Source organism: Nocardioides carbamazepini, assembly GCF_024614185.1.
Taxonomy (GTDB): Bacteria; Actinomycetota; Actinomycetes; order Propionibacteriales; family Nocardioidaceae; genus Nocardioides; species Nocardioides carbamazepini.
The window spans coordinates 57,669-75,325 of record NZ_JAHTLF010000008.1; the positions used below are offsets into that span (position 1 = coordinate 57,669).

The following is a 17,657-nucleotide window of genomic DNA, read 5'->3' on the forward strand; positions in this document are numbered from 1 at the left end:
CTGGTCGCTCAGCCCAGCGCGACGTACTGGAGGTCCTTGGTCAGCCAGCGACCGTCCTCCAGCACCAGCTCGAGCTGGATCCGGTAGTTGCGGGCCTCCGGCTGGAAGTCGGTCGTCTTGTTCCTGACTGTGCCACTGGTCGCGATGATGGCCGTCGCGGTGTCGTCGTCGCCCGCGACGAGGCCGGCCCAGACCACCTCGGCGTCCATGTCGGACTGCGCCTCGGTGGCGAGCTTCTCCAGGTCCTTCGCCCCCTCGGAGTACTGCGAGAGGAAGGTCCCCGTGGCCATCGACTTGACCGCCTCGATGGTGCTCTGTGGCTCCTGGTAGTCGAAGTTCACGAACGCGGTGACCATCTTGGTCGCGGCCTCGAGCTGGGCCGCGGTGCGCTCCTGCTCGGCGTCGTCGGCGAGCCGGACCGCCTCGATGGTGCCACGGCCGACGTCCTGGCCGGCGCCCGGCACGACGTCGGTGCCGTTGACCTCGTTGTCGGAGGTGCTCACGTGGATGTAGAGCAGCAACAGCGCCACGCAGCCGCAGATCACCGTGGCGGCGTACAGGACGACGTTGAGACGGACGCGGCTCCTCTCGTCCGTCACTTGCTCGCCACCGGACCCACCAACAGCCACTTCCACGCATCCCCTCCCAGGACGGACAGGTCCTCCGGCTGCCGCAGCTCGACCGGGTTCCCCGCTGTGTCGACCAGCCCGGGCACCTGGCCCGTGGACGGATCGTAGGTGCCACTGTAGACGCGCCCGGGCGAGGCCCGGTTCTTCCGGTTGCCCGGCGCGTACTTGCTGCCGCGCATCACGTACGGCGGCCCCGCCGTGCAGTTCACGTCGGCCGGTTTGGCGTCGGTCAGGTCCTGCGTCGAACGCCACTCCGACGGTGGCACGTAGCCCTGGGTGCAGGGCGGCACGCTGTAGTCGAACTGCAGGTTGACGTGTCCCCAGCCGTCGGCGGTGCTGCCCGTCGGGCCGCCGGCGATGAGCGCCGGGTAGGTGACGAGCAGCTGCTCGATGCCGTCGAGCTCGCTGACCAGCACCTGGTCGACCGTGATCAGGTCGCCGAGGAGCACGGGGATCGTCGGCTCCAGGTCCTTGAGCAGCTTCGTCAGCGCCCGGGCGGCACCGGGCGTGGCGCTGAGGACGGTGCGCAGGTCGCCGTCGCTGCCGCGCAGCGCGGTGGTGATCGTGTTGAGGTCGGCGGCGAAGCGGCGGATGTTCTCCTTCTGGCCCTGCTGGGTCTGGAGCACCGCGAGGCCGCTGTCGAGCAGCTTGATCGTCTCCTCGGTGTGCGCGCTCGCCTCGGCGATGAACGCCGAGCCGCCGTCGAGGAGCTGCTGCAGGTCGGCGCCGGTGTCGGTGAACATCAGCCCGAGCTCCTCGACCACCTTCGCGAGGCTCTCCTTGTCGACCGAGCCCACGAAGCGGTTGAGGTCGACGAGCAGGTCGCCCTCGTCGACGGGCAGGGAGTGCTCGTCGCCGGCGAAGGTCGAGCCGTCCTTGGCGTAGGGGCCCTTCACGTCGGCGGGCTGGAAGTCGAGGTACTGCTCGCCGACCGCCGAGAGGTTGTGGACGAACAGCCGCGAGTCCAGGGGCAGCCGCGTCTCCTCCGCGAGGTCGAGGGTGAGGTCGACCCCGTCGTCGGTCGTGTCCATGCGCGAGACGCGGCCGATCTTGACGCCCCGGTAGGTCACCTCGCTGCCCTCGAAGAGGCCGCCCGATCCGGGCAGGCTCGCCGTGACGGTGATACCACGGCCGGTGATCCGGTCGACGATCCCGAGATAGGTGGCGCCGATGTAGGTGATGCCGACGGCGCTGAGCACGACGAACGCCATCAGCCGGATCCGCACTCCCCTGCTCACGACAGGACACCTCCGCCCAGGAGGTTCTCGGTCGTGGTGTGGTGGGCCGACGGCCGTGCGCCGGTCAGGCCCTTGAGCAGTCCGCCGAGCGGGCCGTTCGGACCGAGCAGGCCGTTGGAGCCACCGAGGAGTCCGCCGAGGTCGAGGTTCGGCAGTGAGGTGAGCAGCTTGCAGACCGGGCTGTCCTTGATCGCCGGGTCCTGGCACTTGGTCTGCAGGTCGGCGAGCAGGTTGACGTCGCTGAGCACCTTCAGGCAGGCCGCGCTGGTGAGGCTGCCGCTCTTGAGGCACCGGCCGACCTGGTCGAGGACCTCGCCCAGGTCGGGCAGCTGGATCTCCGGGAGTCCGAGCGTCTTGTAGAGGTTCGCGAAGTCGAGGTCGGCGCGGATGATGGTGTCGGCGTAGTCGCCCTGGACGATGTTGTTGGCCGCCTGCGGGAACGGGAAGCTGACCAGCAGGTTGAGGCCCGGCGCGAGCTGCTCGTCGGCCTCGGTCAGCCGGCGCAGGACCGGGCTGAGGTCCTCGAGGATCCGGAGCACGTCCTCCTTGCTGGAGTTGATGACCCGGGTGCCGACCCGGCCGAGCTCGTCGAGCGAGCCGAGCATCTCGATCAGCTCGTCGTGCTGGGCCGCGAGGACCTCGACCGCGGGCCCGACCGCGTCGAGCGCGTCGCCGATCGTCTTCTTCTCCGCGTTGAGCGTCGAGGTGAGGTTGTTGAGCGACTCGAGCGCCTGGATGATGTCCAGCTTCTGCTGGTCGATCGTCCCGACCACGGAGTCCAGTGAGGAGAGCAGGTTGCGGAGCCGGTCCTCGCGTCCCGACATCACCAGGTTGGCCTCCCGGGTGATGCTCCCGAGCTGGGCCACACCGCCGCCGCTGAGCAGGAAGGACAGCGCTCCGAGGACCTCCTCGACCTCGGGGTTGCGACCGGTCTTGGCGAGGGCGATCTCGTCGCCCTCCGCCAGCCGCCCGGAGGGCGCCTCCTGCTGCGGCGCGTCCAGGGCGACGTACTTCTCGCCGAGCAGCGAGACCTGGCGGATGTCCGCGATCGTGTTGTCGGGCAGCTCGACGTCGTCGCGCAGCCGCAGGGTGACCCGTGCGTTCCACCCGGACCGCTCGACCTCGGTGACCTCGCCGATGACGACGTCGTCGACCATGACCGGCGAACGTGGCACGACGTTGAGCACGTCACGGAAGTACGCCGTCACCTCGAACGCCTCGTCGGCGTCGACCGGGTGCCCGGGCAGCGGCAGGTCGTAGGCGCCGTCGAAGCTGCTGCAGCCGGCCAGCAGCGTGGTGCCGAGCAGGAGGGCGACGGCACCGCGCCAGGATCTGCTCCGCGATCCGCGCCGGGCGGTCCGAGGGCTGGTCACGAGGCACCTCCGAGCAGGGTCGCGACCGAGGCGTCCTCGCCGGTCGAGTAGGACACGTCGGACACGTCGGGCACCTGGATCCCGTCCTTCGTCGCGGCCTGCCGCGGCAGGTAGCTCTTGAACTCGGGCGGGAGCCACGGCAGCTTGGTGAGGATCGGCTCGATCAGCTTCTCGATCAGGTCGCAGGCGGTGTCCTTGAGCGCCGCCGGCATCGCCGGGTTCTGCTGGATGAACGCGCAGACCACGCCGTCGACGTCCCAGACCAGGCCGCCGATCGCCATCCGGGAGTTCTGGCTGCCACTGACGTGGTCGAACCCCATCGCCAGGTTCCCCATCGCCACCGGGGCGACCTTCACCGCGGTCTCGATGTTCTCCTTCTCCGAGGCGATCGTGCTCATCACCTCGGTGAGCTTGCGGATATCCGCGACGAAGGCGTCGCGGTTGTCGCGGACGAAGCCCTTCACGCTGCCCACCGCCTTGGCGACGGCCGCCACCGCCTTCTGGAGCTCGTCGCTCTCCTCGGCGAGCATCGCCGAGACACCCGTGAGGTCCTGCATGAACGCCCGGACCAGCGAGTCGTTCTCCGCGAGCGTCGTCGTGAACTTCGCGAGCTGGGTGACGGACTCGAACAGCGGCCCGGCGCCGTCCCCGAAGGTCTGTGCCGCGTCGGCGAGGTCGCGGATCATCTGGTTGCCCTTGGCGCCCTGGCCCGCGAAGGCCTTGTTGCCGGCCTCGAGCAGGTGATCGAGGGTGCCGTCCGCATTGACGCCGTTGGGGCCCAGGGCGCGGGTGAGCGCCTGGAGGCTGCCGTAGATGCGGTCCAGCTCGACCGGCACCGCAGTCTGGGGCAGCGCGATGTCGGCACCGCTCGCCATCACGTCGCCGCCCTGGAAGACAGGGGTGAGCTGGACGAAGCGGTCCGCGACGAGGGTCGGGGTCACGATCACCGCCTGCGCCTCGGCGGGAACCTTGTAGGACGCGTCGTACTCCATCTCGACCCGCACCGAGTTGCCCTCGGGGATCACCGCGGTGACCTTGCCGACGTTGACACCGAGGATCCGCACGTCGGTGCCCTCGTAGACGCTGACGGCACGGGGGAAGTGGGCGGTGACGGTCTTCAGCTCGGCCGGTGAGCGCACCAGGTTGACCCCGACGGCGAGCAGCAGCGCCACGCCGACGACGGCGAGGATGCGGCGATCGATCCGCTTGAGCACGGTGGACACCATCGCGATCACCCGTCGAACCCGGGGACGAACTCACCGGTGGGCAGCGCCAGGAGGTTCGCGGCGTAGGCGTCGAACCAGGGACCGGTGCCGATGATGTTGCTGAGGATGGACACATACGGGCCGAGCGCGGCGAGTGTGGCCTTGAGCTTGTCCTTCTTCGACACCAGGAACGACAGGAGTCCGTCGACCTCCTGGAGCGCCGGCCCGATCTGCTCCTCGTTGTCCTTGACCACGCCGCGCAGCTCCTTGGCGAGAGCCCGGGCATTGACGAGCAGGGCGTGGACGGCGTCCTTGCGCTTGGTCAGCTCCTGGAAGACGAGATCGCTGTTCTTCATCAGCTCCACGATGTCCTCGCTGCGGTCGGCGAGGACCTGGGTGACCTCCTTCGAGCTCTCGAAGAGGCCTTGGATCTCGGCGTCGCGCGACGCGATCGTCCGCGAGAGCCGGGAGATGCCGTCGAAGGAGGCCTGGATCTCCGGCGCCGACTCGTCGAGCGTGTCGGCCACGGTGTCGAGCGCCCGGGCGAGCTGATCGGTGTCGATCTCCTCGGTCGTCGTGGTGAGATCGCCGAACACGCCGACGATGTCGTAGGCCGCCTGCGTGCGCTCGACGGGAATCGTCCCGCCCTCCGCGAGCTGACCCTTGCCACCCGGCTGGAGATCCAGGAACTTCTCGCCGAGCAGGTTGAGCACCTCGATGGAAGCGCTGCTCTCCGTGCCGAACTCGACATCGCCGTCGACCTCGAACTTGACCTCGACCCGGTCGCCGGCGAGGGCGACGCCCGTGACCCGGCCGACCCGGATGCCGCCGACCTGGACGATATTGCCCTTGTGGATGCCGCTGGCGTCGCTGAACTCGGCGTAGTAGCTCGTACCGCGGAAGCCGGGGAACTTGCCCAGGTTGAAGGTGGCCGCGGAGACCAACGTCATGAGCACCAGGGTGACCACGCCGAGGCGGAGGACACGGGCGTCGCGGGCCTTCGTAGCGGGATGGGTCATCGGGGTCCCCGCGAAGTCGTTCGGGGGAGCGCAGCGGAGGAGAAGAACTTCGTGGGGTGGTTCATCGGGGTCCCCGCGAAGTTGTTCGGGGGAGCGCAGCGGAGGAGAAGAACTTCGTGGGGTGGTTCATCGGTCCTGACACCTCGGAGCCGTGGACTTGAAGGAGAAGTCGGTGATGAACTTCTGGATCTCCTTGATGATCGGCAGGTCGCCGATCAACGGGAGGCGGATGCTGGCGGAGACCCCGCAGACGTAGTACTGGTACCACGAGCCGTAGGTGCCGGTGCGGGTCTGGTCGGTCATCGTCTCGGGCATCCGGTCGAGCAGCTCGGCGAGGTTCGCCCGGTTCTCCTTCTTGTTGAGCAGCTTGGAGAGCTCGCGCAGCGCGGCGATGTCCTCCTTGAGCAGCGGACGGCCGCGGCGGAGCAGGTCGGCGACGGCCACGGTGAGCTCGGAGATGTTGTCGAGCGAGGAGCCGATCGTGTCGCGGTCCTTCGCGAGGTCGGTCATCCAGTCCTTGAGCTCCACGATCAGCGAGCTGAGCTGCTGGTGGCGGTCGTCGACGGTCTTGAGGGTCTGGGTGAGGTTGGTGACGACGTCGCCGATGAGCTGATCGCGGTCGGCCAGCGTCGTGGTGAGCGACGCGGTGTGGTCGAGCAGGCTGCGCACGGTGCCGCCCTCGCCCTGGAGCACCTGGACCAGGTTCATGCTGAGCTCGTTGACCTGGTCGGGTGTGAGCGCGGCGAACAGGGGCTTGAAGCCGTCGAAGAGCACGGTCAGGTCGAGGGCCGGCTCGGTGTTGTCCATCGGGATCGTGGCGCCGTCGGCAAGGGTCTTCGCCTCGTCGGCGCCGGTCCCCTGCTCGAGGCTCATGTAGCGGTCGCCGACCAGGTTGAGGAACCGGATGTTGGCCCGCGACGCCGTCGTCAGCGCGACGCCGGAGTCGACCTTGAAGGTCACCTTGGCCATCGAGCGCCGGTAGTGCTCGACCTTCCTCACCTCGCCGACGCTGACGCCGGCGACCCGGACGTCGTCGCCCTTCTCCAGCATCGTCGCGTTGGTGAAGATCGCCTGGTACTCGTTGCGCTCCCCGAAGCCGATGTTGCCCATGATGACGGCCAGCAGGCCGGTGACGAAGACGGACACCAGTGTGAACACGCCGAGCTTGACCGCCGCGGCGACGGTCGTCGCGTTGCGCTGGTTGCGCCTGCTCATCCCGCGGCCCTCCCCTCACGCACGACGGGGCCGTAGAGGAGCGAGCCGAGGGCGCCGTAGGACGACGGGTCGTCGCTGCCACTCTCGCCGGCCAGCATCGCGTTGACGACGCGCTGCTCGGCCGCGCTGCCGGCGTACCCGCTGTCGATCGCGGCCGGCCGGCCGAGCAGCCCCTGCAGCGGCAGCGGAGAGAAGCCGCCCACCTCATCGATGTCGGAGCCCTGGTCGAGCGGGTTCGGGGTCCCGGGGACGGTGAAGTTCGGCAGGCCCGCGCACCAGGGGCCGTGGCCGACCTCGCCGTACTGCGGCAGGTCACGCTCGTCGTAGGGGCGGAACTGCGGCTGGAAGAACTCGATGTACTGCTTGACCACGTTGCCCTCGAAGGTCTTGGACAGGATCGGCGCGTAGTTGGCGGCGCCCCTGATCAGGCACGGGAACTCCGGGGAGTACTCGGCCAGCAGGTCAAGGACCGGGGCGGTGACCTGCCCCATCCGGATCAGGTTCTGCTCGTTGTCGGCCAGGAACCGGGTCGCGGTGTCCGACAGACCGGTGAGGTCGGAGAAGAAGACGTCGAGCTCCTTGGCCTTCTCGGTCACGGTCTTGCTGGTGACGGTCACGTTGTCGAGCACGTCGAGGAGGTCAGGCGCAGCCAGGTCGTAGGCGTCGGCGACGTCGGCGAGGGCGATCAGGTCCTTGCGCAGGGTCGGCAGGTGGTCGCTGATCGCGCCGACGTAGTCGCCGAGCTGGTCCATCGTCGCGCCGAGCTGGTCGCCCCGGCCCTCCAGGGCCGTGGCGAGGGCGTGCAGCGTGGCGTTGAGGTCCGCGGGTCGGACCGCCCGCAGCAGCGGGAACAGGTCGGCCAGCACCTGGCTCAGCTCGACATTCGTCTCGACCCGGTCGGACGGGATCACGTCGCCGTCCTGGAGGCGCCCGCTCGCCCCGTCGGGACGGACGAGGGCGACGAACTTCTGGCCGAACAGCGTGGTCGGCAGGATCCGGACGCCCACGTTGGCCGGGATCCGCTCGGCGGCGTCCGGCTCGAGCGCGAGCGTGATCTCGGCCTGCTTGCCGTCCTGGTCGATCTTGTCGACCCGCCCGACCAGCACGCCGTTGATCCGGACGTCGCCGAACTTCGCCAGCTGGAGGCCGGCGCGGTCCGCCTTGACCGTGACCGTCGTGACATTGTCGAAGGTCTTGTTGTAGATCGCGATCGACAGCCAGATGAGCAGGGAGATCAGGCTCAGGAAGACGACACCGGCCACCAGGAGCCGGTTGTGCTCCTTCGCGCTGTCGTGATGGATGTTCACCAGCACGAGGCCACCTCCGCCCGGCTCATCCCGTGATCCTGACCGTGGTGGTGGATCCCCAGATCGCGAAGCTGAGGAAGAAGTCCGCCACGACGATCGTCACGATGCTCGTCCGGATCGCCTTGCCGACCGCCCGGCCGACGCCGGCCGGGCCGCCCGAGGCGGTGTAGCCGTAGTAGCAGTGGATGAGGATCACCGCGACCGCCAGGAAGAGCAGCTTGAAGAACGACCACACCATGTCGATGGGAGGCAGGAACTGCAGGAAGTAGTGGTCGTAGGTGCCCGCGGACTGCCCGTAGATCAGGGTCACGATCAGCCGCGGCGAGAGGTACGACGCGAACAGGGCCACGATGTAGAGCGGGATCACCGCGATGAAGGCGGCGACCATCCGGGTCGTGACGAGGAACGGCAGCGACGGGATGCCCATCACCTCGAGCGCGTCGATCTCCTCCGAGATCCGCATCGCGCCCAGGCGAGCGGTGTAGCCGCAGCCCACCGTGGCGGCGAGCGCGATCGCGGAGACCAGGGGCGCGACCTCGCGGGTGTTGAAGTAGGCGGAGATGAAGGCGCTGAACTTCGCCACGCCGATCTGGCTCAGGGAGGCATAGCCCTGGATGCCGACCTCGGTGCCGGCGAAGAAGGCCATGAACGCGATCACGCCGACCGAGCCGGCGATCAGGCTCAGGCCGCCCGCCCCGAAGGCCACCTCGGCCAGGGTGTTGCTGATCTCGCGCGGGTAGCGACGGATCGCGCGCGGCACCCAGGAGAGTGCCTTGACGTAGAAGAGCAGCTGGTCGCCGTACCCCTCGAGAGAGCCGCGCCCGCTCTTGTACGCGTCGCCGAGGAACTCGCCCGCCGCTGTCATCACAGACCCGCCGGTGGTGCGACCTGGAAGTAGATGGCGGTGATCACGGCGTTGAGGAAGAACAGCGCCATGAAGGCGATGATCACCGACTCGTTGACCGCGCGCCCGACGCCGCTGGGACCGCCACCAGCGTTGAGGCCCTTGTAGGCGCCGATGATCGCCGCGAGCCAGCCGAAGATGAGCGCCTTGATCATCGCGATGTAGAGGTCGGGCAGGGAGGCCAGTGCCGTGAAGGACGACAGGAACGCACCCGCCGAGCCGCCCTGGACGATGACGGTGAAGAAGTAGCCGCCGCCGATGCCGGTGCCGATCACGATGCCGTTGATCATCACCGCCACGAACATGGTCGCGACCACGCGAGGCGCGACGAGGCGCTCCAGCGGATTGATGCCGAGCACCTCCATGGCATCGATCTCCTCGCGGATCTTGCGGGCGCCGAGGTCGGAGCAGATCGCGGACCCGGCCGCGCCGGCGATGATCATGGCGGCGGCCATCGGGGCCGCCTCGCGCACCGTGGCGAGGACGGCGGTGGCGCCGGCGAACGACTGGGCGCCGAGCTGCCCGGTCAGGTTGCCGACCTGCAGCGAGATGACCGCGCCGAACGGGATCGAGACCATGATCGTCGGCATCAGCGTCACGCTGGTGACGAACCAGGCCTGCTCGAGGAACTCACGGAACTGGAAGGGGCGCGTGAAGATCAGCTTGGTGACCTCGACGACCATCAACGCGATCTCGCCGGGGCCCCGCACGACCGCCATGGCATTGAACGCCACGCGCCGACTCCTCTCCCCATGTTGTCGCCGGTCCTGCTCCGGCAACGGGGCGATACTAGAACACGTTCTCGTTGTGACCAAGGCGACATGGCCGGAGCGTGGTCGTTTTCACCCGACTTCTCACGTCCAACGCGGCCGCCCCGGCCCGAGTCACGTCCTCCTCGGCCGGCGCTTCCTCCTCACTTGGTCGCTTCCAGCATCTGCCGGAGCTCCTTCTTCAGGTCCCCGACCTCGTCGCGCAGCCGGGCGGCCAGCTCGAACTGCAGCTCGGCGGCGGCCGCCTTCATCTGGTCGGTGAGGTCCTGGATCAGCTGGGCGAGATCGGAGCTCGGCAGGCCGGCGAGCTCGGCGGCGTGTCCGCCGATGTCGGTGCTGCGCAGCTGGGGCGTGGGCGACTTCTTCGGCTTCACTCCCCCGGCGCGACCCTTCTGGCCGACGTCGGCCCAGGTCTGGAGCAGCTCCTGGGTCGTCTCGTCCTCACGGGCGAGCATCTCGGTGATGTCGGCGATCTTCTTGCGCAACGGCTGCGGGTCGACGCCGTGGGCCTCGTTGTAGGCGACCTGCTTGGCCCGGCGCCGGGTGGTCTCGTCGATGGCCGACTCCATGGACGGAGTGATCCGGTCGGCGTACATGTGGACCTCGCCGGACACATTGCGCGCCGCGCGGCCGATGGTCTGGATGAGCGACTTGTCGGAGCGCAGGAAGCCCTCCTTGTCGGCGTCGAGGATCGAGACCAGCGACACCTCCGGCAGGTCGAGTCCCTCGCGGAGCAGGTTGATGCCGACGAGCACGTCGTAGAGGCCGAGTCGCAGGTCGCGCAACAGCTCGATCCGCTTGAGGGTGTCGACCTCGGAGTGCAGGTAGCGGGTGCGGATGCCCGCGTCGAGGAGGTAGTCGGTGAGGTCCTCGGACATCTTCTTGGTCAGCGTCGTGACCAGGACCCGCTCCTCCTTCTCCGCGCGCAGCCGGATCTCGTGGATCAGGTCGTCGATCTGGCCCTTGGTCGGCTTGACCACGACCTGCGGGTCGACCAGGCCGGTCGGGCGGATGATCTGCTCGACGACGTCGCCCTGCACCTTGTCGAGCTCGTAGTTGCCCGGCGTCGCGGAGAGGTAGACGGTCTGGCCGATCCGCTCGAGGAACTCCTCCCAGCGCAGCGGCCGGTTGTCCATCGCGCTCGGCAGCCGGAAGCCGTGCTCGACCAGGTTGCGCTTGCGCGACATGTCGCCCTCGTACATGCCGCCGATCTGCGGGACGGCGACGTGGGACTCGTCGACGACGAGGACGAAGTCCTCGGGGAAGTAGTCGAGCAGGGTGTTGGGTGCTGTGCCGCGACCCCGGCCGTCCATGTGCATCGAGTAGTTCTCGATGCCGGAGCAGGAGCCGACCTGGCGCATCATCTCGATGTCGTAGGTCGTGCGCATCCGCAGCCGCTGTGCCTCGAGCATCTTGCCCTGCCGCTCGAAGGTCGACAGCTGCTCGGCGAGCTCGGCCTCGATGCCGTTGATCGCCCGCTCCATCCGCTCGGGTCCGGCGATGTAGTGGCTGGCCGGGAAGATGTAGAGCTCCTGGTCCTCGGTGATGACCTCGCCCGTGACCGGGTGCAGCGTCATCAGCCGCTCGATCTCGTCACCGAAGAACTCGATCCGGACCGCCAGCTCCTCGTAGACAGGGAAGATCTCGAGGGTGTCGCCGCGGACCCGGAAGGTGCCCCGGGTGAACGCGAGGTCGTTGCGGGTGTACTGGATCTCGACGAGTCGGCGCAGCACGGAGTCGCGGTCGTGCTCCTCGCCCACCCGGAGCCGGACCATCCGGTCGACGTACTCCTGCGGGGTGCCGAGGCCGTAGATGCACGACACCGTCGAGACCACGATCACGTCGCGGCGGGTGAGCAGGCTGTTGGTCGCCGAGTGCCGCAGCCGCTCCACCTCCTCGTTGATGGAGGAGTCCTTCTCGATGTAGGTGTCGGTCTGCGGCACGTAGGCCTCGGGCTGGTAGTAGTCGTAGTAGGAGACGAAGTACTCGACCGCGTTGTCGGGGAAGAGCTGCCGCAGCTCGTTGGCGAACTGCGCCGCCAGGGTCTTGTTGGGCTGCAGGACCAGGAGCGGCCGCTGCACCTGCTCGGCGACCCAGGCGACCGTGGCCGTCTTGCCGGTGCCCGTCGCGCCGAGCAGGACGACGTCCGGGACACCGTCGTTGATCCGCTTCGTGATCTCGGCGATGGCGGCCGGCTGGTCGCCGGAGGGCTGGTAGTCGGACTGCACGTGGAAGGGCGCGACGCGACGCTCGAGATCGGTGACCGGACGCATGGTTCCAGCGTACGAGGGCGCGCCGACAGCGCCCGACCCGCCGGGTTCAGCGGGAGCGGTCGGGCTGCACCCGCAGGGCGTGCAGGGCCGTGGCGAGCATGGCGTAGTGGCCCACGAGCATCAGGATCTCGATCCGCTCGCGGTCCTCGAAGTGCACGCCGAGCTCCGCCCACAGCGGGTCGGAGAGGTCCTGGTCGGCGAGCAGCTCGTCGGTGGCGCGCAGCAGCAGCAGCTCACGGGGACCGAACGAGCCCACCGACGGCTCGGTCTCCCCCGCCTCGATCGCGGCCACCTCCTCCCGCGACAGTCCCGCCCGCCGCGCCAGGCGTCGATGCTGCTCCAGCTCGTACGCCGACCCGCGGCGGGCCGCGACCCGGACGATCACCAGCTCCGACTCCCGGCGGGACAGCCGCCCGCCGGGCATCAGCCGGCCGGCGAAGTGCAGCCAGCCCCAGAACAGCCGGCGATGGCGGCCCAGGGTCAGGAAGACGGCGGGGGGCTCGGTGCCCTGCACCCGGCCGGCGATGCGGGCGAGGACCGCGACGAACGGGCCGACCTCACGCCAGCCGCCGGGCGGGATCCGTGGCTCGTCAGCGAGGGGGGCCGCGCTCATGCGGCCCGCCGGGCCTGCTCGACGGCCGGCAGCACCTTGTTGGCTCCGTAGTTGAAGATCCGCATCGCGACGGCGTACCCGGGCGGGAAGTAGCGCTGCAGCCAGTGCGCCAGCCGGATGTCGGGCGAGGTGTAGACCCAGTACCTGTTGCGCAGCGCGCCCTTCCAGATCGCGGCGGCCGCCTGCTCCGGAGAGACCGCGCGCTTCTGGAAGTGCCCGCGGGCGCGGACGAAGGCCTTGCTCTGCTGGTCGATCCCGGCGATCTTGAGCGTCTCGACCAGGCCGGTGTCGACGCCGCCGGGACAGACCAGGCTGACGCCGATCCGGTGCTTGCGCAGGTCGTAGCGCAGCACCTCGGACACGCCGCGCAGCCCGAACTTGGTCGCGCTGTAGGCAGCGTGCCACGGCATGGCGATGATGCCGGCGGCCGAGGAGACGTTCACCAGCTGGCCGCCGCGGCCCGCGTCGATCATCGGCGGCACGAACTCCTCGATGACGTGGATCGGTCCCATCAGGTTGACGTCGACCAGCCGCTGCCAGTGCTCGGGCTCCAGGCTGCGGACCGTGCCCCAGACCGAGATGCCGGCGACGTTGAGCACGACGTCCATCGCCCCGGCCCGCTCGGTGACGTGGGCGGCGAGGCGGCGCACCTGTGCGTGGTCGGCGACGTCGGCGACCTCCGCGGTGCCGACCCGCCCGCCACGGGCCCGGATCGCGTCGGCCACCTCGGCCAGGCGCTCGGCCTGGACGTCGGTCAGGTGCAGCACCGCGCCGCGGTCGGCCGCCTGCTCGGCGACCGCGCGGCCGATGCCGCTGGCGGCACCGGTGACGAGCACCTGCTTGCCGGTCAGGTCACGGACGGGTGCGCGGAACCACATGGGTTTCCTCCTCGATCCAACCGTTGTTGCAACCACGAGTGCAACACACTGTTACAACTGCGCTCACCCTAGCAGGCCGACGCCGGCCGTCACCTCAGAGCAGCGGGCGCAGCGGGGCCAGCACCAGCTCGGTGAACTTGCGGTGCACGTCGCGGGCCTCCCACTCACCGCTGGTGAGCTCCAGGCAGTGCGACTGGTCGATCTCGAAGATCTCCTCGAGCTCGCGGGCGAAGCCCTCGTCGATGATCTCGACGTTGATCTCGAAGTTCCCCGTGAGACTGAGCCGGTCGATGTTGGCGGTGCCGACGGTCGCCCAGGTGCCGTCGACGGTCGCGGTCTTCGCGTGCACCATCGCGTCGCGGTAGCGCAGGATCCGCACGCCCGCGTCGAGCAGCTGGGTGAAGTGCCCGCGGGAGATCCAGTCGGCCACGATGTGGTTGGACTTCAGCGGCAGCAGCAGGCGGACGTCGACGCCGCGGCGCGCCGCCGCCTTCACGGCGTCGATGAAGTCCTCGTCGGGCAGGAAGTAGGCCTGGGTCATCCACACGTTGCGGCTGGCCCGGTTGATCGCCTCGATGTACATCGCGCGGATCGGGAACATCCACAGCCGCGGCACATTGCGCTGCACCCGCACCCGGGGCTCCCAGGTCGACGCCGTCTCCAGCAGCAGCGGCCGCTCGGAGCCGCGCAGCCGGCGGCGCCGGTTGAGGTTCCAGAAGTCCGCGAACGCCCGCTTGAGGTCCCAGACCGCGGGGCCGGTGATCTGGACGTGGGTGTCGCGCCACTCCGACTCGTAGGCCGAGCCGATGTTGTAGCCGCCGACGAACCCGACGTTGTCGTCGATCACCAGGATCTTGCGGTGGTCGCGGCCGTAGCGGCGCAGGTCGAAGAAGCGCCAGCCGGCCGAGTAGACCGGGTAGCGCAGCACCTTCACGCTCGGGGGGAAGCGCTGGAACGCCGGCGAGACGACCAGGTTCGCGAACCCGTCGTAGATGCAGTAGACGTCGACCCCGCGCTCGGCCGCGGCGATCAGCGCGCGCTTGAACCGCTCCCCCGTCGCGTCGCCCTTCCAGATGTAGGTCTCGAAGAGGATCTGGCGCTGGGCACCGTCGATCGCGGCCAGCATGTCGTCGTACAGGTCACGGCCGAAGGTGTAGGTCGTCACGTTCCCGTCGCCGACCGCGACCGTGCGCGGCGGCCTGGTCGGAAACGGCTTGGGCCGCTTGCCGCGCCGCCGGTAGGAGTCGACGAGCGACATGGCGATCGCCACGATGAAGGGCACGCCGATCAACGCCAGCAGGACGCGCCGCAGCACGGTCCTCAGGCCGGCCAGCGGGTCGTTCTCGTCGTGCGCCACGCGCGTCAATCTAGTGGTTGGTCTTCCGCGCTACCGCGCGCCCTCTCCGCTGTTGGTGCCGCTGAGCAGCTCGAGACGGTCGACCAGCCAACTGCCGCTGACGAGCTTCATCGTCATGCTCACCCGCTGCTCCTCGATCTTGACGTCGGCGCTGGTCTCGTCGGTGATGGCCTGGTCGACGAACGCGAGCACCTCGACCTGGCTGTCGTCGACCACGCGGCCGGCCGCGTCCACGACCTGGCCCTTGGCCGTGGCCTGGCCGTCGACGATCGCCTTCTGGAGGTCGCCGACATTGGGGGCCAGCTTCTCCTTCAGCTCCGCGTTGGCGATCTTGTCGAGCCAGGCGAAGTCGTGCTCGCCGTCCTTCCAGGAGTACGTCGTGATCTGCACCAGCACCTCCTTGGCGGCCTCGAGCGCCGCCTTCTCGGCGTCGTCCTGGGCCGAGAGCGCCTGCGCGCGCGACCGCGCGTCGGCGAGATCGTCGCTGGCGCCGCGCTCCTGGGTGACCAGCCAGCCGATCACCGCCAGGCTGGCGACCAGGGCCGCGACCAGCGCGATGAGCAGGTTGCCCGACCTCGACTCGCGGGTCACCGGACCGGCCCCGGTGCGTGGGCCGCGCCGCGCTGGAGCGTGGCGAAGGACGCGTCGCAGCGGCCGTCCTTCTGCAACGGCCGGCGCTCGGTCTTCTTGGGGTCCAGACGCGCGGTGCCGTAGCTGCACCGCGGGTCCATGTCCGGGATCAGCTCGATCCGCAGCTCTCCGTCACGCACCTTCGACAGGAGCGACCGGAGCCCCGGCGAGTAGTTCTGCAGCAGACTCCGCAGATGGGGCTCGTAGGAACGGAACACGTCGGTGAAACTTACCCCCGTCGACAAGAACCCGGGCAGCACCTGCTGGGCGTCCTCGACCAGCGCCACCAGCTCCTCGAGCTGGCCGGGGCCACGCTCGAGGAGGTCACGCAGCTCCGGATCGTAGTCGCGCAGGAACCTCGCGAACTGCTTCGCGGAGGCCGCGAGCTGGCGCAATGAGTCGGCGTTGTCGGTCGCGATGGACAGCACGCTGCCGGAGTTGCCGATCACCCGGTCGGTCTCGGGCCACACCTCGTCGAGCGTCTGCAGGATCGCCGTGCCCTGGTCGAGGATCTGGCCGAGGTCGTCGCCCGTGCCCTTCAGGCCGGTGCTCAGCTCACCGAGGACGATCCTCAGCTTCTTGTCGTCGATCTGGCGCAGCACGTTGTTGACCGCGACGACCGTCGAGCTGAGGCTCTTCGGCAGATCGGTCGACTCCGCGGGTACGACGTCGCCGGTCGCGAGGTACGGACCCTTGGCCTGCTTCGGCTGGAAGTCGAGGTACTGCTCGCCGACCGGCGAGAGGCTCCGCACCCGGGCCAGCGAGTCCTTCGGGATCTCCGTCCCGGTGGTGATCGCGATCGTGGCCTCGACCCCGTCGACCGACGGCACGATCGAGCGGACCTTGCCGACCTTGATCCCGCGATAGGTGACCACGGAGCCCTCGAAGAGGCCGCCCGTCTGCGCGAGCTGGACCTTCACCTCCACCGGCCGCGAGGTCAGCGGCTGGTCGAGGACGGCAGCGAAGATGTAGGCGGTCGTCACGGCCAGCACGGCGACGATGCCCGCGAGACTCAGGTAGAGCCGGTCGCCCAGGACCTTCTTCACCATCTCAGTCCCCCCGTCCGAAGAGGCCGCCGAGGAGGCCGTTGAGTCCGAGCGGGTCGGTCGTCGTACCTGCCCCACCGGTGGGCCCACCGGTGCCCCCACCGGTCTTGCCGCCCGCCTTCCCGCCGCCCAGCAGCCCGGGCAGCAGGTTCCCGAGGCCGATCAGGTCGAGCAGGTCGGTGACCAGACCGCTGACGGCACCGGTGAGGAGTCCGTCGATGTTCAGGTTGTCGACGTGCAGCTCGAGCGCGATGTTGAGGTAGTCGGTGCCGATCACCGCGTCCGCCGAGCCGGACGCCTGGATCACGGCCTGCAGCGACTTCTCGAAGGTCCCGTTGTTGGCCGCGAACTCGGCCAGCACCGGCTCCAGCTCACTGAGCATGCTGAGCAGCTGGGTCCGGGTCTTGGTGACCGTGTCGTTGGCCGCCCCGCTGAACTTCTCGACCTCGGCGAGCAGCTCGGTGAACGCCGGGGTCTTCTCCCGCAGCACCTTGGCCGCCGGCCGGATCTCCTTGAGCGCGCGGTTGATGGTCTTCTTGCGGCCGTTCAGGGTCGTCGAGAGCGAGTTCATCGAGGTGAGGACGCCGTCGATCGCCTGCGTGGTGGAGTTGGCCTGGGTGAGGAACACCGACGCCTTGTCGAGCAGGGCCCGGTAGTCCTCCTCGTTGCCGCTCAGCGCGGTGTTGAGCTCCTCGGTCACGGTCTGCAGCTGGTCGAGGCCGCCTCCGTTGATCAGCAGCGACGCCTGGGCCAGTGCATCCTCGACGGACGGCGCCGTCCGCGTGCTCTCCCGGCTGAGGACCGCCTCGTCGGCGAGCTCGGCGCCCGAGGCCGGGTTGGTGACGTCGACGAACAGCTCACCGAGCGGGGTGGTGTAGCGCAGTCGCGCCTGAGCACCCTCCCGGACGGCCGCGTCCTTCTTCACCGTCAGCGTCGCACGGGCCGTGAAGTCGTCGGGCTCGATCGACTTGACCTTGCCCATGTCGACGCCGTTCACCTTCACCGGTGCTCCGACCGCGAGGTTGAGGGCGTCGTCGAACTGCGCCTCGATCTCGATCGTGTCACCGGAGACCCCGGTGCCCGGGATGGGCAGGTCGCGCATCGTGGTGCCGCAGGCCGACAGCACACCCAGCACCAGGGCGAGCGCGGGGACCAGACCGGTTCGCGCGAGCGTGCCCCGTGTCCTCATCGCGGTCATCA

16 protein-coding genes are annotated in these 17,657 nt (G+C 69.1%); all 16 read right to left on the reverse strand.

The annotated features are described in order from the left end of the window. Window positions 1-8: 8 nt before the first annotated feature. A complete protein-coding gene (locus KVF89_RS02870; RefSeq protein ID WP_257423194.1) occupies window positions 9-599 on the reverse strand; it encodes an Rv1363c family protein in 591 nt (196 codons plus the stop codon). Beyond that, complete coding sequence (locus tag KVF89_RS02875; protein ID WP_257423196.1) at window positions 596-1,867, reverse strand: MCE family protein; 1,272 nt, start codon at window positions 1,865-1,867, stop codon at window positions 596-598. Before KVF89_RS02875 ends, KVF89_RS02870 begins: the two co-directional genes overlap by 4 nt. Beyond that, a complete protein-coding gene (locus KVF89_RS02880; protein ID WP_257423197.1) occupies window positions 1,864-3,240 on the reverse strand; it encodes an MCE family protein in 1,377 nt (458 codons plus the stop codon). Before KVF89_RS02880 ends, KVF89_RS02875 begins: the two co-directional genes overlap by 4 nt. Further along, window positions 3,237-4,466, reverse strand: a complete 1,230-nt coding sequence (locus tag KVF89_RS02885; RefSeq protein WP_257423827.1) for an MCE family protein — start codon at window positions 4,464-4,466, stop codon at window positions 3,237-3,239. The genes KVF89_RS02880 and KVF89_RS02885 overlap by 4 nt, the downstream gene beginning before the upstream one ends. A gap of 5 nt (window positions 4,467-4,471) precedes the next feature. Next, window positions 4,472-5,464 (reverse strand): MCE family protein, encoded by a 993-nt coding sequence (locus tag KVF89_RS02890; protein WP_257423198.1) that lies wholly within the window; start codon window positions 5,462-5,464, stop codon window positions 4,472-4,474. A 126-nt stretch (window positions 5,465-5,590) separates the two neighbouring features. Then, window positions 5,591-6,679: an MCE family protein gene (locus tag KVF89_RS02895; protein WP_257423199.1), complete on the reverse strand. Its 1,089-nt coding sequence runs from the start codon at window positions 6,677-6,679 to the stop codon at window positions 5,591-5,593. Beyond that, window positions 6,676-7,992 carry an MCE family protein gene (locus KVF89_RS02900; protein ID WP_257423201.1) on the reverse strand — a complete coding sequence of 439 codons (1,317 nt, stop codon included), beginning with the start codon at window positions 7,990-7,992 and terminating at the stop codon, window positions 6,676-6,678. Before KVF89_RS02900 ends, KVF89_RS02895 begins: the two co-directional genes overlap by 4 nt. 19 nt (window positions 7,993-8,011) lie before the next feature. Then, on the reverse strand, window positions 8,012-8,851 hold the full coding sequence (locus KVF89_RS02905) for an MlaE family ABC transporter permease (RefSeq protein WP_257423202.1): 840 nt from the start codon (window positions 8,849-8,851) through the stop codon (window positions 8,012-8,014). Beyond that, window positions 8,851-9,624, reverse strand: coding sequence for an MlaE family ABC transporter permease (locus KVF89_RS02910; protein ID WP_257423203.1), 774 nt, complete (start codon window positions 9,622-9,624; stop codon window positions 8,851-8,853). Before KVF89_RS02910 ends, KVF89_RS02905 begins: the two co-directional genes overlap by 1 nt. 179 nt (window positions 9,625-9,803) lie before the next feature. Further along, entirely contained in the window at window positions 9,804-11,933 is a 2,130-nt protein-coding gene (gene uvrB, locus KVF89_RS02915) for an excinuclease ABC subunit UvrB (protein WP_257423205.1), read from the reverse strand. 46 nt (window positions 11,934-11,979) lie between these two features. Beyond that, window positions 11,980-12,546, reverse strand: coding sequence for a carboxymuconolactone decarboxylase family protein (locus tag KVF89_RS02920; protein ID WP_257423206.1), 567 nt, complete (start codon window positions 12,544-12,546; stop codon window positions 11,980-11,982). Next, a complete protein-coding gene (locus KVF89_RS02925) occupies window positions 12,543-13,424 on the reverse strand; it encodes an SDR family oxidoreductase (RefSeq protein WP_257423207.1) in 882 nt (293 codons plus the stop codon). Before KVF89_RS02925 ends, KVF89_RS02920 begins: the two co-directional genes overlap by 4 nt. 94 nt (window positions 13,425-13,518) lie before the next feature. Further along, window positions 13,519-14,781, reverse strand: coding sequence for a phospholipase D-like domain-containing protein (locus tag KVF89_RS02930; RefSeq protein WP_257423209.1), 1,263 nt, complete (start codon window positions 14,779-14,781; stop codon window positions 13,519-13,521). Window positions 14,782-14,811: 30 nt separating this feature from the next. Then, window positions 14,812-15,372: a hypothetical protein gene (locus tag KVF89_RS02935; protein WP_257423211.1), complete on the reverse strand. Its 561-nt coding sequence runs from the start codon at window positions 15,370-15,372 to the stop codon at window positions 14,812-14,814. Continuing rightward, window positions 15,369-16,460, reverse strand: coding sequence for an MlaD family protein (locus tag KVF89_RS02940; protein ID WP_257423213.1), 1,092 nt, complete (start codon window positions 16,458-16,460; stop codon window positions 15,369-15,371). Before KVF89_RS02940 ends, KVF89_RS02935 begins: the two co-directional genes overlap by 4 nt. A gap of 1 nt (window position 16,461) precedes the next feature. Beyond that, complete coding sequence (locus KVF89_RS02945) at window positions 16,462-17,655, reverse strand: MCE family protein (RefSeq protein WP_257423215.1); 1,194 nt, start codon at window positions 17,653-17,655, stop codon at window positions 16,462-16,464. Window positions 17,656-17,657: the final 2 nt, after the last annotated feature.

Bases quoted from the DNA above. Each gene is read 5' to 3' on its own strand.
- KVF89_RS02885 (WP_257423827.1), bottom strand. From the start codon at position 4,466: ATGGTGTCCACCGTGCTCAAGCGGATCGATCGCCGCATCCTCGCCGTC.
- KVF89_RS02890 (WP_257423198.1), bottom strand. From the start codon at position 5,464: ATGACCCATCCCGCTACGAAGGCCCGCGACGCCCGTGTCCTCCGCCTC.
- KVF89_RS02895 (WP_257423199.1), bottom strand. From the start codon at position 6,679: ATGAGCAGGCGCAACCAGCGCAACGCGACGACCGTCGCCGCGGCGGTC.
- KVF89_RS02905 (WP_257423202.1), bottom strand. From the start codon at position 8,851: ATGACAGCGGCGGGCGAGTTCCTCGGCGACGCGTACAAGAGCGGGCGC.
- uvrB (WP_257423205.1), bottom strand. From the start codon at position 11,933: ATGCGTCCGGTCACCGATCTCGAGCGTCGCGTCGCGCCCTTCCACGTG.
- KVF89_RS02920 (WP_257423206.1), bottom strand. From the start codon at position 12,546: ATGAGCGCGGCCCCCCTCGCTGACGAGCCACGGATCCCGCCCGGCGGC.
- KVF89_RS02925 (WP_257423207.1), bottom strand. From the start codon at position 13,424: ATGTGGTTCCGCGCACCCGTCCGTGACCTGACCGGCAAGCAGGTGCTC.
- KVF89_RS02940 (WP_257423213.1), bottom strand. From the start codon at position 16,460: ATGGTGAAGAAGGTCCTGGGCGACCGGCTCTACCTGAGTCTCGCGGGC.
- KVF89_RS02945 (WP_257423215.1), bottom strand. From the start codon at position 17,655: ATGACCGCGATGAGGACACGGGGCACGCTCGCGCGAACCGGTCTGGTC.